This window comes from uncultured Sphingomonas sp., assembly GCF_913062585.1.
GTDB lineage: Bacteria > Pseudomonadota > Alphaproteobacteria > Sphingomonadales > Sphingomonadaceae > Sphingomonas.
On sequence record NZ_CAJXWX010000030.1, the window covers coordinates 18,154 to 32,259 of the forward strand.

General features: G+C 67.2%; 11 protein-coding genes. 6 read left to right on the forward strand and 5 right to left on the reverse strand.

Going from position 1 to position 14,106, the window contains the following annotated elements; genetic code table 11:
- Positions 1-113: 113 nt before the first annotated feature.
- Both QZ546_RS16015 and QZ546_RS16020 read left to right on the forward strand, forming a co-directional pair.
- Positions 114-2,384, forward strand: coding sequence for a glycosyltransferase family 4 protein (locus tag QZ546_RS16015; protein ID WP_294239758.1), 2,271 nt, complete (start codon positions 114-116; stop codon positions 2,382-2,384).
- Between the two features lie 63 nt (positions 2,385-2,447).
- The gene (locus QZ546_RS16020; RefSeq protein ID WP_294239760.1) at positions 2,448-3,731 is read left to right on the forward strand and encodes a glycoside hydrolase family 130 protein; all 1,284 of its coding nucleotides are present in this window, start codon (positions 2,448-2,450) and stop codon (positions 3,729-3,731) included.
- A gap of 213 nt (positions 3,732-3,944) precedes the next feature.
- Here the strand turns inward: QZ546_RS16020 and QZ546_RS16025 are convergent, their stop codons facing one another.
- The 5 genes from QZ546_RS16025 to hflK form a co-directional block, all read right to left on the reverse strand.
- Positions 3,945-5,921 carry an OPT family oligopeptide transporter gene (locus QZ546_RS16025; RefSeq protein WP_294239761.1) on the reverse strand — a complete coding sequence of 659 codons (1,977 nt, stop codon included), beginning with the start codon at positions 5,919-5,921 and terminating at the stop codon, positions 3,945-3,947.
- A 441-nt stretch (positions 5,922-6,362) separates the two neighbouring features.
- Positions 6,363-7,973, reverse strand: coding sequence for a helicase HerA-like domain-containing protein (locus tag QZ546_RS16030; RefSeq protein WP_294239763.1), 1,611 nt, complete (start codon positions 7,971-7,973; stop codon positions 6,363-6,365).
- Positions 7,974-8,092: 119 nt separating this feature from the next.
- Entirely contained in the window at positions 8,093-9,619 is a 1,527-nt protein-coding gene (locus QZ546_RS16035; RefSeq protein WP_294239766.1) for a Do family serine endopeptidase, read from the reverse strand.
- 106 nt (positions 9,620-9,725) lie between these two features.
- Positions 9,726-10,592, reverse strand: a complete 867-nt coding sequence (gene hflC, locus QZ546_RS16040; protein ID WP_294239771.1) for a protease modulator HflC — start codon at positions 10,590-10,592, stop codon at positions 9,726-9,728.
- On the reverse strand, positions 10,589-11,734 hold the full coding sequence (gene hflK, locus QZ546_RS16045; RefSeq protein ID WP_294239773.1) for a protease modulator HflK: 1,146 nt from the start codon (positions 11,732-11,734) through the stop codon (positions 10,589-10,591). The genes hflC and hflK overlap by 4 nt, the downstream gene beginning before the upstream one ends.
- Positions 11,735-11,805: 71 nt before the next feature.
- Here hflK and QZ546_RS16050 point away from each other — a divergent pair, with 71 nt between their 5' ends.
- From QZ546_RS16050 to QZ546_RS16065, 4 genes are all read left to right on the forward strand, one after another.
- Positions 11,806-12,759, forward strand: coding sequence for an Mrp/NBP35 family ATP-binding protein (locus QZ546_RS16050; protein ID WP_294239776.1), 954 nt, complete (start codon positions 11,806-11,808; stop codon positions 12,757-12,759).
- A gap of 91 nt (positions 12,760-12,850) precedes the next feature.
- Positions 12,851-13,285, forward strand: a complete 435-nt coding sequence (locus QZ546_RS16055; RefSeq protein WP_294239778.1) for a CoA-binding protein — start codon at positions 12,851-12,853, stop codon at positions 13,283-13,285.
- A gap of 42 nt (positions 13,286-13,327) precedes the next feature.
- Positions 13,328-13,591 carry a hypothetical protein gene (locus tag QZ546_RS16060; protein ID WP_294239781.1) on the forward strand — a complete coding sequence of 88 codons (264 nt, stop codon included), beginning with the start codon at positions 13,328-13,330 and terminating at the stop codon, positions 13,589-13,591.
- A gap of 136 nt (positions 13,592-13,727) precedes the next feature.
- Entirely contained in the window at positions 13,728-14,102 is a 375-nt protein-coding gene (locus tag QZ546_RS16065; protein ID WP_294239832.1) for a hypothetical protein, read from the forward strand.
- Positions 14,103-14,106: the final 4 nt, after the last annotated feature.

Below are 14,106 nucleotides of genomic sequence, written 5' to 3' on the forward strand. Positions count from 1 at the left end.
TGCAGCAAATATGTCATAAGATGTGCAACCATAGTGCCCCCGACGGGTTGACCTTCTCGGGAGAGGAGACTGGCGGATCTGCCGCTTTCCTCGTGCCTGCAAGGACATGCGACATGGTGGATGCGAACGGAACCGTGATTGAACGACTGGCGCTGATCGGAAACTTCCTGCCCCGCCAGTGTGGGCTCGCGACCTTCACCACCGATGTCTATTCCGCGCTGCGCAATCGTTTTCCCGACATCGCGGTCGACGTTTATGCGATGGACGATCATCCCGGCCGCTATGCCTATCCCCCGGCGGTGACCGCCGCCATTCCGCAGCATGAGCGGTCTGCCTATATCGACATGGCCCGCCGGATCGAGGCGAGCGGCGCCCAGGCGATCTGGGTCCAGCACGAATATGGCATTTATGGCGGCGCGGCGGGCGAGCATCTGCTCGCACTGCTCGACCGCACGACCCTGCCGGTCATCGCCACGCTGCACACCATCCTGGAAAAGCCCTCCGCCGACGAGCGTCGGGTGATGGAAGGGCTGCTACGCCGGTGCTCGCGCATCATCGTGATGGCCGACAAGGGGCGCGACATCCTGCAGCGCGTCTATGGCGCCGATCCGCGCCAGATCGCGATGATCCCGCATGGCGTGCCCGACCGGGCGCTGATGTCGCCCGAGGCGCTGAAGCCGCGTTTCGGTTGGGAAGGACGCAAGGTCGTGCTGACCTTCGGCCTGCTTGCCCCGAACAAGGGGATCGAGACGATGATCGAGGCACTGCCCGCGGTCGCCGCGAACCAACCCGAGCTGCTCTATGTCGTGCTCGGTGCGACCCACCCGAACCTGATCGCGCATGAGGGCGAGGCGTATCGCGACCGGCTGAAGGCGCTGGCGGACACGCTGGGCGTGTCGCAGAACGTCGCCTTCATCGACTCCTTCGTCGAGCATGATGAACTGCTCGACTATCTCCAGGCGGCCGATATCTACGCGACGCCCTATTCCAACCCCGCCCAGATTACGAGCGGCACGCTGTCCTATGCGGTGGGTGTGGGCAAGGCGGTGATCTCCACCCCCTATGTCCATGCGACCGAAATCCTGGACGACGATCACGGTGTGCTGGTCGGTTTCGGCGATGTGGGCGCGTTCGCGCGCGAGATCGACCGGCTATTGTCCGACGAAGCGGCGCGCAACCGCTTGTCGAGCAGGGCCTATGCGCGCGGACGCACCATGACGTGGCCGCGCCTGGCCGAAGCCGCCGTCGAGCAGATCGGCATCGCCATCACCGCGCGCCCGCGCCGGATCGCAAGCCAGTATCAGAACGCGATCAAGCCGTTGACCCCCGACCTGTCGGCCGTCGAACGGATGAGCGACTCAACCGGCATGTTGCAGCACGCCATCTATTCGGTGCCCGATCGTCGCCACGGCTATTGCATCGACGACAATGCCCGGGCGCTGATCTTCATGACGCAAGCGCCGGATATCGACCCGGTCACGCGCGACAAGTGGACCACCATCTACGCCTCGTTCCTGCAATATGCCTGGAACCCGGAGGCGCGACGCTATCGCAACTTCATGCGCTTCGATCGCACATGGTGCGAGGATGTCGGGTCGGAAGATTCCAACGGCCGCACCCTCTGGGCGTTGGGCGTCACCGCGCGCGATGCACAGATGCCCAAGCATCGCGACTGGGCGCAGATGTGGTTCGACGCCACCGCCTCGCTCGCCTTGGATCTGGGATCGTTGCGCGCCCAAGCCTTTGCCATGCTGGGCGCCGCCGCCATGCTGGAGGCGCGGCCGGGCCATCAACTGGCCCGCGCCATCCTGGAAAAGCTGCCGCCGCTGCATCTGGCCTTGCTGGAGGAAGCACGGCGTCCCGAATGGCAGTGGTTCGAGATCGTGCTCGCCTATGACAATGCCCGGGTGCCGCAAGGCCTGATCGAGGCTGGGCGTGCGCTGGGGCGTCAGGACCTGATCGACTGCGGCATTTCCACGCTGGAATGGATCGTCGCCAAGCAGACCTCGCCCGAGGGGCGTTTCCGCGCGGTCGGCAGCGAAAGCTTCGGCCGCCCCTATGCCGATCCGTTGCAGTTTGACCAGCAGCCGCTGGAGGCGCAGGCGACGGTCGAGGCGTGCAGTTCGGCCTATCTGGCGACCGGCGACGTGCGCTGGATCGCGGAGGGCGAGCGGGCTTATGGCTGGTTCCTGGGGGCCAACGACCTCGACCTGCCGCTGGCCACCGCGCATGACGGCGGCTGTTTCGACGGGCTGATGCCGACCGGGCTCAACCGCAACCAGGGCGCGGAATCCATCCTGGCGCTGCAATTGGCGAATTGTGCGATTTCCAGCCTTTGCCAATCCGCCTCATCCATGGCAGGAGCCGAACGTCATATCGCCTGATTGCGTCATCGCGTTCGGGGGATGGGATGAGCGTTTTGGGTAACATGGCGAGACAGTAGCGCGATGGATTTGTTCAACCACCGGCTGCGGCTTCATGCCGATCCTTCGCGCGTCGTCGTGCGCCCCTTCCATATCGCCTGGGGCGGCGGCAACGGCGCGCCCCCCAGCCGGACCGAGCGTCTGGTCGACGAGGTGCTGGCCATGTCGCCGCAGGAGGCCCGCGACCAGCTGGAAACCGTGCTGAAGGACTTTGAGGCGCGGCACTGGCAGACGCGGCGCGTCTTCATGACCCGCTACGACCAGATCGAGGATTTGCTGAAGCTCGACGGGTCGAAGATCAGCGACGAGAAGCGTCAGCTGATCGGCGCCTATTTCTGTCACGAATATAGCTATGCCGCCGCCGCGCTGATGAACCCGTCGGCGGTGCCGCATTTCGACCAGACCGGCATCCAGCCGGGGTCGCAGCGTATCCTGATGTCGATGCGCGCGGTGGGCGAGGGGCATATCTCGTCGGTCGCCTTCCGCGAAGGCATCATCAACGACCAGAATCAGCTGCGCTTGGCGCCCGAGCCGCCCTTTGCGACGGCGACCGACGTGCATGGCTGGGGCGACGACGATGTGCCGAGCGGCCCGATCACGGTGCATCGCCACCGCGATTCGACCCTGTCGGGCACCGTCATCTTCCCGATCACCAAGGCCCAGTCCAAGGGGCTGGAGGACATGCGGATCGTCCAGTTCACGCATGACGACGGTTCGGTCGAATGGATCGGCACCTACACCGCCTATGACGGCGCGGGCATCCAGTCCGAGCTGATGCGCACCCGCGACTTCCGCGCGTTCGACTTGGTGCCGATGACCGGATCGGCGGCGCGCAACAAGGGCATGGCGCTGTTCCCGCGCAAGGTCGGCGGGCAATATATGATGATCGGGCGGCAGGACGGCGAGAATCTGTTCCTGCTCAAGTCCGACTCGCTGACCCATTGGGACGAGGGCGAGAAGATCCTGACCCCCGTCTATCCGTGGGAGCTGGTGCAGATCGGCAATTGCGGCCCGCCCATCGAGACGGATGAGGGCTGGCTGCTGCTGACCCATGGCGTCGGCGCGATGCGCAAATATTCGATCGGCGCGGCTTTGCTCGACAAGAACGACCCGTCCAAGGTGCTGGGCCGGACGAAGCAGCCGATCCTGGCCGCGAAGGATCAGGACCGCGAGGGCTATGTGCCCAACGTCGTCTATTCCTGCGGCGCGATCCGCCACGCCGACTCGCTGTTCCTGCCCTATGGCATCGCGGACAGTTCGATCGGCTTTGCGTTCGTGAAAATCAGCGAGCTGCTGTCGGCGATGTAAAAGCCCGGTGGCGCGTGTAGCGATACCTCGCGCCGTCAAGGCTCCTCTCTTCCTCCCCTGTAAGGGGAGGGGGACCATGCGAAGCATGGTGGAGGGGTGTCGCCCTTTGTAAGCAAAGCCCGCCCTCTCCCACCGGGACACCCCTCCGTCAGGGCTGCGCCCTGCCACCTCCCCTCGCAGGGGAGGAATATCACTTCGCTCTCGTAGTGAGGGTCAGCGTGCCGCGGGTGGCAGGCTGACGGCCTGACGGCGGGTATAGCGATACAGCGCCGCCATGATCCCAAGGAACAGGATCGTGCCCCCGACCAGCGCGGGGGTGGCGAAGCCGTCGTCGACCAGCGCCAGCGGCGCGTCGGAATTGGTCAGATAGACGATTCCCGCAAATCCCACGCCCCACAGACTCTCGCCGACGATCAGGCCAGTCGCAGCCAGCACGCCCAGCCGCTCGGCCGCTTCGGGGTTGGCGCTGCGCCGGGCCCAGTGGTCATAGACATGGCCGACGACCGCCCCCAGCACCACCGGCAGCGTCGCCGACATGGGCAGATAGATGCCCAGTCCCACGCCCAGCGGCGGCAGGCGCAGCCAGCCCAGCTTGCCGCAGATTTCGTCCGCGACGATCACTGCGACGCCCACTAGCGCCCCGACCCCGATCATCGCCCAGTTCAGGTCGCCGCCCAGCACGCCCTTGGCCAGCGCCGAGATCAGCGCGGCCTGCGGGGCCGATAGGGCATTCGGTCCCGCGCCCGGGGTGCCCGCAAAACCCAGCGTAGCGTTGAGCAGGTCCAGCACCGGCGGGATCACCAGGCTGCCGAAGACGACGCCGATCATCAGCGCCACCTGCTGTTTCCATGGCGTCGCACCGACCAGCTCGCCGGTCTTCAGGTCCTGGAGATTGTCGTTGGAGATGGTCGCGACGCCGAACACGATTCCGGTGACGATCAGCGCATAGGCGACCAGTGCCTGCGTCGTCTCCGGCGGGGTGCCGCGTCCGAACAGCCCGACCAGCAGCAACGCGGCGGCCAGGACGGACAGGATGCCGATGCCCGACACCGGGCTGTTCGACGCGCCGATCAGCCCCGCCATATAGCCGCACACGGCCGCGATCACGAGGCCGATGAGCAGGATGAAGAGTAGCGCGCCGCCGATCAGCGCGACGCCCGATGCGGCCAGCGGCCCACCCGCGATCACCGACCAGAGCAGCCCCGCGATCGGTACGAGCGTCGCCAGCGTGACGGCGGCGACGATCCCGATCGGCAGGTCGCGCTCGCCGATCGCCAGCACCGCGCCGTCCCGCTTGGCCGAGGCGGCGGCGAGCGAGGAGCGGATGCCGCCGATGACTGGCCCGATGATCTTGAGGAGTGTCCAGATCGCCGCCACCCCGATCACGCCCGCGCCCAGGAAGCGGACGTCATGCGAAAAAATGCCGCCCGCCCACGCCGCGACCGGCCCGGTCGAGGGGGCCATGGCGGTCAGGATCGGCAAGGCCACCCACCAGCCGATCGCGATGCCGACCAGCATCGCGATACCGACCGACAGGCCGACCAGATGCCCGACGCCGATCAATGCGAAGGACAGCCCGCCCGAAATCCCGGTCGCGCCCGCCCCGGTGCGGAACCAGACCGCGGCTTCGGCCACCGCCAGCTTGGTTTGGGTCAGGATGGCGAAACCCGCCGAGGCGAGGGCATTGACGACGATCAGGCGCAGGCCGGTGGCGCTCTCCGCCTCACCTTCACGACTGCCTGCGCCGACCTTCAGCACCTCGGCGGCGGCGCGGCCTTCCGGGTAGGGCAGGTCGGTGTCGACCACCAGCGCCCGGCGCAGCGGCACCGAAAACATCACGCCCAATATGCCGCCCGTCGCGGTGATTCCGGCGGTCAGCAGGTACGGAAAGCCCTGCCACCAGCCGATCATGACCAGCCCCGGCAGCACGAAGATGATCGCCGCCAGCGTCCCCGCCGCGGAGGCGACCGTCTGGACGATATTATTCTCCAGCACCGAGCTGTTCGGCAGATAGCGCAGGATCGCCATCGAGATCACCGCGGCCGGAATCGAGGTGGCGAAGGTCAATCCGACCTTCAGCCCCAGATAGACGTTCGCGGCGGTGAACAGCAGGGTGATGATCCCGCCCAGCGCGATGCCGCGCAGGGTCAGTTCGGCAACGGGGGCGGCGGCGGGAGGCGTACGGCTCATGCGCGCAGATGTGGCAGATGGCGGGCCGCGCGCCTAGGGTTTCGTGTGGGGTGTGTAGCGGGGCGTGTGCTTCGCCTTCGCTTGGTGCGAACGGGGCGGGGGATGGATGGTCCATCCTGGTCAGCGAGCGGGTCTTCTCCGACATCCGTTCAGCGGGCGGGGGATTCTCCGACATCCGTTGAGCGTGCGGGGCAGTCTCCAACATCCGTTCAGCCTGAGCGCAGTCGAAGGCCAAGGGAATCCACCCGCCAAAAATCCGCCGCCACCCCGGCGAAGGCCGGGGTCCAGTTGCCGCGAAGTCCGTGGCGTTGGAAGGCAAGGGCGTCGCGCCTTCGATATCGCATTGCAACTGGACCCCGGCCTCCGCCGGGGTGGGGGCTTGGGGTAGCCCGATTCCCTTGGCCTTCGACTGCGCTCAGGCTGAACGGAGGTTGGGGAGGATCAACCCCGGAACAGATTCCCCAGTACGCCCCGAACCACCGCGCCGACGATCCCGCCACCGCTGTTGCTCGACCGCCGCCTGGAGCCGGTCCCGAACACCTGCTTGCCGATCTCGTTGGCGACCTGTCGCCCGATCGAGGAACTGGCGGCGCGTGCGGCGCTGTTCGCCATCTTGGCCCAAGGCGAGTTGGCCGCCTCCCGCTGTTCGGCGATGCGCGCGCGTTCCGCTTCCTTGGCGGCCTTCGCATCGGCCTTGGCGGCTTGTGCGGCCTGTTTGTCCGCCTCGGTCTGCGCCTTGGCCTCGGCGGCGGCAGCAGCGGCTTCCTGCGTCTTGGCGGCGAGCAATTCCTCGGCCGACTCGCGGTCGACCGCCTGGTCGTATTTGGTGCCGACCGCGTCGGTTTCGACTAGGACCTTGCGCTCCTCAGGGGTGACCGGGCCGACCCGGCTGCGCGGCGGGGCGATCAGGGTGCGTTCGACCGGCGATGGCGAGCCGTCGGGCTGGAGCAGCGAGACCAGCGCCTCGCCGACCTTCAGCTCGGTGATCGCGGTCGCGACATCGACGCCGGGATTGGCGCGAAACGTCTCGGCGGCCGATCGCACCGCCGCCTGGTCGCGCGGGGTGAAGGCGCGCAGCGCGTGCTGGACGCGATTGCCCAGCTGACCCGCGATCTTGTCGGGCACGTCGATCGGATTCTGGGTGATGAAATAGACGCCGACGCCCTTCGACCGGATCAGCCGCACGACCCGCTCGATCGTATCGACCAGGGCGGGGGCGGCATCGTCGAACAGCAGATGCGCCTCGTCGAAGAAGAAGACGAGCTTGGGTTTGTCGGGATCGCCGATCTCGGGAAGCTGCTCGAACAGCTCGGAGAGCAGCCACAACAGGAAGGTGGCGTAGAGTTTGGGGCTGGCCATCAGCTGGTCGGCGGCCAGGATGTTGACCATGCCGCGTCCCGCATCGTCGGTGCGGATCAGGTCGCCGAGTTCCAGCGCGGGCTCGCCGAAGAAATGCTCGGCCCCTTGCGTACGCAATTGGAGCAGCGCGCGCTGGATCGCGCCGACCGATTGCTTGGACACATTGCCATAGGTGGTGGTCAGCTCTTCGGCCCGCGCGGCGCAATCGGCCAGCATCGCCTGCAGGTCGTCCAGGTCGAGGAGCAGCAGCCCCTCCTTGTCCGCGATGTGGAAGGCGATGGTCAGCACGCCTTCCTGCGTCTCGTTCAACCCCATCATCCGCGACAGCAGCAGAGGGCCCATCTCCGATACGGTGGCGCGGACCGGGTGGCCCTGCGTTCCGAACAGGTCCCAGAACTGGACGGGCGCGGCTTCATAGGCCCAGTCGGTCATGCCCAGTTCGGCGGCGCGCGCGGTGAAGGCGGCGTGGGTCTTGCCCTGCGGCGATCCGGCCATGCCCAGGCCCGACAGGTCGCCCTTCACGTCGGCGACGAAGCTGGGCACGCCCGCGCGGGAGAATCCCTCGACCATGGTCTGCAGAGTCACGGTCTTGCCGGTGCCGGTCGCGCCCGCGATCAGGCCGTGCCGGTTCGCGCGCTTGAGGTCGATCGCTTGGGGCTTGCCGCCGCCCATGCCGATGAAGATGCCGTCCATGGGGGCATCTTATCGCCTGTGCGCGTGACGGAAATAGGAAAAGGCCGCCGCATCCGGAGATGCGACGGCCCTTTGATTCGGCAAGCCATTCTTCCTCTCCGGGGAGAGGGCGAACGGACTTACTTGATGCGCAGCGGCATCAGGCGGTCGGCGATCCGCCCGCGGGTGATCTGCGCCAGCACCTGCGGACGCCCGGCGGCCTTGGCCGCGGCGACCACGCGCTGAAGGTCCTCGGGGCTGCGGATCGGCACGCCGTTGACGGCGCTGATCACGTCGCCGCGCTTCAGCTTGGAGGCGGCATCGCTCGACGCATCGACCGCCGCGATCACCACACCCTGGGTCGACGGATCGACGTTGATCGCCCGTGCGATCGCCGGGGTCAGCGTCTGGACCGACAGGCCCAGCCCGCCACCGGCGGTCGGCGCGACCTGCGCATCGTCGTCGCTGTCGGGGAAGGCATCCGAGCCGTCGCCCATCTGCGCGGCCAGCACGTCGTTCGACGGACGCGTCGCGGCGGTCGCGGTCAGCGACATCGGCTTGCCGCCCCGCAGGATTTCCAGCTGGACGCGGCCGCCCGGCTGAACATTGGCGATCAGATAGGACAGGGTCTGGTCGGGGGTCACCGCCTGGCCGTTGACCTTCGTCACCACGTCGAACGCCTTCAGCCCCGCCTTGGCCGCCGGGCCGTTGGGCTCGACCTTGGCGATCACTTCGCCCTGGTTCTTGGGGATGCCGAGCGAGGCGGCGACGTCGTCGGTCACCGGGCCGCCGATCTGGACGCCCAGATAGCCGCGCTCGATCTTCTGACCCTTCATCAGACGGTCGATGATCGGCTTGGCGTCCTCCGCCGGGATGGCGAAGCCGATGCCGATATTGCCGCCCGACTGCGAATAGATCTGGCTGTTGATGCCGATGACGTTGCCGTTCATGTCGAACATCGGGCCGCCCGAATTGCCCTGGTTGATCGCGGCATCGGTCTGAATGAAGCGGTCGTTCGCACCGCCCTGGCCGGTGACGCGGTGGACGGCCGAGACGATACCGGCGGTCACCGTGCTCGACAGGCCGAAGGGCTGGCCGATCGCCAGCACCCAGTCGCCCGGCCGCGCCCGCGACGAATCGCCGAAGCGGACGAAGGGCAGGTTGGTGCCGTCGATCTTCAGGACGGCGAGGTCCGAGGTTTCGTCACGGCCGACGACCTTGGCGGTATATTCCTTGCGGTCGTTCAGCGTCACCGTGATCGAATCGACCGACGCGCCCTGCGCGCCCGGTGCGATGACGTGGTTGTTGGTGACGATATAGCCGTCGGGCGAGATCAGGAAGCCCGAGCCCAGCGACATGCCCTCGCGCTTCTGCGGCTGGGCGCCGCCGCCGCCGGGCGCACCGAAAAAGCCCTCGAACGGCGTGCCCGCAAACGGGTTCGCCTGCTGCTTCACCGAGATCGACTGCTTGGTCGAGATGTTGACGACGGCCGGCTGGAGCTTGGCGACCATGTCGGCAAAGCTCATCGGCGCGCCGGCACGCGGGGCGACCGCCTGGATCGCGCCGGGTTCGTTCTGCGCAACCTGCGCGGTGCCCGGCTGAAGGGCCAGGGTCGCGGTCGCGCCACCGAGGAGGAGCGCACTGGTAATGGCGTAGGCGTAGCGCACTGGGTGAAGGTCCTCTCAAAGAAAATTCAGTTTGACCGTGGCCTATTTGTCACGGTTTGGCTGAACGACGCTTGAATATGAACGGGTGGAAAGGTGGAAAATCCCCTTATCGACCCGGCGCGGTGAATTCCTTCAGATAGCTGTTCTCAGGCGACAGAATGATCTGGGTCGATCCCCGTTCCTGATTGGTGCCGTCCGTGCCGAAGGTATGGCGATAGGACTGCATGGCGCGGTAGAAGTCGTAGAAGCCGGGGTCCTTGCCAAAGGCCTGGGCATAGATCTGCGCGGCCTGGGCATCGGCATCGGCGCGTACGATCTGCGCCTGCTTCTGGCCTTGCGCGGCGATGGTGATCGCCTCCTGCTGGCGTGCGGTCTGCATCCGGGCGAGCGCGCTTTGCAGCGGCGTGCCGGTCGGCAGTTCGGCTTCCTTGATCCGCACGTCGACGATCTGGACGCCGTACTGGCGCGCGATCCGGTCGAGCTGGACCTGGATCGCGTCCATCACCTGGCTGCGCTCGGGGCTGAGCAGTTCGGCGGACAGCCGCTTGCCCAGTTCGTTGCGCAGCGCCGAGCCGAAGATCGGGCGCAGCTGGTTGACGACGCCGTCCACGCTGCCTGCCGTCGCCAGCATCCGGCGCGGGTCGATCACGCGGAAACGGGCAAAGGCGTCGACGTTCATGCGCAGCTGATCGGTCGACAGCACCTGGGTCTTTTCCAGGTCGAGGTCGAGCACGCGCTTGTCGACCCAGACGATCTGGTCGAAGAACGGGATGCGCGCGATCAGGCCCGCACCGCTATTCCCCGGTTCCTCGCCGGGGCGATAGCCGTTGATGACCTCCCGGGGCTGGCCGAAGCGGTAGATGACCGCCTGTTTGGTTTCCGGCACGATCGCGAAGGTCGCCGCCGCCAGGATGACCGCGACCAGCAGGGCGACGCCCAGCACGATCGGATTGCGCAAGGTCAGGCCGTTCACTGGCCACCTCCCTGCGCCTGTGCCGCGTTGGGCTGGGCCGGGGCAGTGGCGGTGATCTCGGGCGGCAGCGTCCGGGCCGGTGCCTTCGACAGCGGCAGATAGGGGACGACGCCCGGCGTTTCGACGATCGTCTTGTCCGACTTGGCCAGCACGGCCTCCATGGTCTCGTAATACATGCGGCGGCGGGTCACTTCGGGGGCCAGGCGATATTGCTCATAGACCTTGTCGAACTGGGCGGCCTCGCCCTGCGCGCGGGCGATCACCTGCTGCGCATAGGATTTGGCCTGGTTGACGTCGGCGATCGCGCGCTGCTGTGCCACGGTCACCTTGTTGAAGTCGTCGACGATCTGCTGCGGCGGCGCGGCCTGCTTGATCGCGACGCCCTGGATGCGGACGCCGGAGCGATATTCGTTGAGGATCGACTGGGTCAGGTCCTGCACCCGCTGGCCGATTTCGCCCCGGCCCGACCCCAGCGCCTGGTCGAGCGTGGTCTGGGCGATGACCGCACGCATCGCGCTTTCGGCGGCGGCGCGGACCGTCTGCTGCGGTTCGGCCAGGCGGAAGGCATAGTCGCGCGGATTGGCGATGTCCCAGCGCACCGAATAGCTGAGGTCGATGATGTTCTGGTCCCGCGTCAGGACCAGATTCTCCGCCGTTCCTTCCGGGAAATTCTCAGTCCGGATCTTCTGCACGTCCAGCACACGGACGGCGGCGATCGGGGCGGGGGCGGTGAACTGGATGCCGGGTTCCAGAATGCCGGTATAGCGGCCGAAATAGGTGACGACGCCGCGCTGCTGCGGGCCGATCGGGTGGATCGAGGTATAGAGGACCCAGATCGCGACCAGGATCGCCGCGCCGATCGCCCAGAGCGTCCGGCTGCCGGGCGCGCCGGGAATGCCGCCAAAGCCGCCGCCCGAACCGCCGGGGCCTTCGCCCGGTCCGCCGCCGCCCGAGCCGCGCGCCTTGCGGATGAACTCGTCCAGCGCGGTCGGCTTGGCCGGTCCCTTGCGCCCGCCCGGCGGCACCGCCCAGGGGTTGCGGGGACCGCTGTCGGAGTCGTCGCCGGAGCCTCCCCAGGGGCCCTTTGGCGTTTCTGCGGCAAGAATGGGGGGGCGTCGCAACCAGCCCGTCAGATTTCTCATGCTCATCGTTATAGGAACGGTTCGTCGACAAAAACAGTGCCAAGCCGCGTATCGCATCCTATCTGGCGGCCATGAGCATGATCGAGACGGTGAAGGCGGCGGTCGCCGCGGTGGCGGGCAAGCGCGCCAATGTGCGGATGGAGGGCGCGCGGGCGGGCGTCGTCCTCGATACCACGGGGCTGGACGGCGCCGGTCGCCACGCGTTGGAGGAAGAGGTGAAGGCCGCCGCGATGCAGTCGGGGGTCGAGGATGTCCGCGTCGTCCTGACCGCCGAGAAGCGCGAGCGCCGGATCGTCGCGGTCGCCAGCGGCAAGGGCGGCGTGGGCAAGTCGACCCTGTCGGCGAATCTGGCGATCGCGTTGGCGCGGGGCGGCGTGAAGACCGGGCTGGTCGATGCCGATATCTATGGTCCCTCGCAGCCCCGGCTGATGGCGGCCGAAGGGGTGAAGCCGGTCGCGCAGGACGGCAAGCTGCAACCCGTGCCCACGCCTTACGGTGTGTCGCTGCTGTCCATGGGCCAGCTGGTCGAACCCGACAAGGCGATCGCCTGGCGCGGGCCGATGGCGGCGGGCGCGCTCAGCCAGCTGGTCGATGGCGATTGGGGGGCGACCGAGCTGCTGGTCCTCGACCTGCCGCCCGGCACCGGCGATGTGCAGCTGACTATGGTGCAAAAGCATCGCCCGGCGGGTGCTGTGATCGTCTCGACCCCGCAGGACCTGGCGCTGATCGACGCGCGCCGCGCCATCGACCTGTTCCAGAAGGCGGGGGTGCCGATCATCGGGCTGGTCGAGAATATGGCGGGTTATTGCTGTCCCCATTGCGGCGGCATCTCCGACCCGTTCGGATCGGGCGGTGCCGAGGCGGCGGCGGCGGAGCTGGGCATTCCGTTCCTGGGCCGGGTGCCATTGACCATCGCGATCCGCACCGCCTCCGATGCGGGTCAGCCCCCGGCGGCGGGGGAGGGGGATGCGGTGTTCGCCCCCCTGGCCGCGAAGGTCGCCGACTGGCTGGACGCGTCACGATGAAACCGGCGGCGCGGCGGGGCGTTGGACGACGATAACCCGCCGTTTTCGCAGGAGTATGTCCGGTGGCGCGGCGGGTCGAAGGGGACTTTTGATGCCGCTGACCGCCGATGAGGATATTCGCGACCTGTTGACGACCGCACGGACCATCGCGCTGGTCGGCGCGTCGGATCGGCCCGACCGCCCTTCCTATGGCGTGATGAAGCGGTTGCAGGATCATGGCTACCGCGTGATCCCGGTCAATCCGCAGATCACCGGCGAGCATGTCCATGGCGAGTTCGTATTCCGCGAACTTGGCCAGCTGGGCGACCCCATCGACATCGTCGACATCTTCCGCCGGTCCGACGCGGTCGGCCCGATCGTCGACGAGGCGATCGCGATCGGTGCCAAGGCGATCTGGATGCAACTGGGCGTCATCAACGACGAGGCGGCGGCGCGGGCCGAGGCGGCCGGGTTGAAGGTCGTGATGGACCGGTGCCCGGCGATCGAGATTCCGCGCCTGGGCGTAGCACCCGTGGGCGCGAACTGAGGACCGAAAGCAGGGCTGATAGCGAATAAGGGGAGAAGAACGATGGTGCCGTTGTTGCTGGTGCTGGGCGCCGTTGCCGAGGGGAGCATGGCTATGGTCCCGCTGCCCCGGCTGACCTCGGCCTGTACGCTGTCGACTTGTCATGGCGGCAAACGTCCGTCGCCCTATCGCCTGACCCCCAGCGACACCGTGCCGATCGACTCCAAATCCCGCGCCTTTGCCAATGACGGGACCTATTGCGCCGTGGTCGGCGACAAATATTGCACCAGCAAGCCGCGCACCCTGTTCCGCGCCGCGATTGATTAGCCGCGGGCGGCCTCGGCCCACCCGATCCTCCGGAACGGGCTCGTAATGACGCTGGCGGTCGGTCTTTAAAACAGGCATGATCCCGGCCGAGCCGATACGGGGCTCGCAAGCGCGGGAGAGCGTCTTGGTGACGACGATGCTGGTCATGCTGATGCTCGGAACGCCGGTCCAGGGCGAGGCGCCGCCGCCTCCCTCGGTCGATACGATCCTGGCCAATACCCGTCAGTTGACCAGCGTCGAGACGCATTGCGTCTATGACCCCAACGCCACCGACATCACGGTTTGTGGTCGCCGCAACGCCGATCGTTTCCGCATCCCCTTCGAATTGCCGCCCGAACCCGGCGATCGTCGCCATGAAGGGGTGATGGAGGAACGGACCCGCCTGCTCGCGCGGAGCACGCCGGTGAAGGATTTGTCGCCCTTCTTGGTCGGTGGGGGTTTTGCTGGCGCGACGATGGACACCAACCCGCGCGGCGGCGGCGGGCCGACCCTGCGCAAGCCTGCGCCATAAGGAG

Bases quoted from the DNA above. Each gene is read 5' to 3' on its own strand.
- QZ546_RS16015 (WP_294239758.1), top strand. From the start codon at position 114: ATGGTGGATGCGAACGGAACCGTGATTGAACGACTGGCGCTGATCGGA.
- QZ546_RS16020 (WP_294239760.1), top strand. From the start codon at position 2,448: ATGGATTTGTTCAACCACCGGCTGCGGCTTCATGCCGATCCTTCGCGC.
- QZ546_RS16025 (WP_294239761.1), bottom strand. From the start codon at position 5,921: ATGAGCCGTACGCCTCCCGCCGCCGCCCCCGTTGCCGAACTGACCCTG.
- QZ546_RS16030 (WP_294239763.1), bottom strand. From the start codon at position 7,973: ATGGACGGCATCTTCATCGGCATGGGCGGCGGCAAGCCCCAAGCGATC.
- hflK (WP_294239773.1), bottom strand. From the start codon at position 11,734: ATGAGAAATCTGACGGGCTGGTTGCGACGCCCCCCCATTCTTGCCGCA.
- QZ546_RS16050 (WP_294239776.1), top strand. From the start codon at position 11,806: ATGAGCATGATCGAGACGGTGAAGGCGGCGGTCGCCGCGGTGGCGGGC.
- QZ546_RS16055 (WP_294239778.1), top strand. From the start codon at position 12,851: ATGCCGCTGACCGCCGATGAGGATATTCGCGACCTGTTGACGACCGCA.
- QZ546_RS16060 (WP_294239781.1), top strand. From the start codon at position 13,328: ATGGTGCCGTTGTTGCTGGTGCTGGGCGCCGTTGCCGAGGGGAGCATG.
- QZ546_RS16065 (WP_294239832.1), top strand. From the start codon at position 13,728: ATGCTGGTCATGCTGATGCTCGGAACGCCGGTCCAGGGCGAGGCGCCG.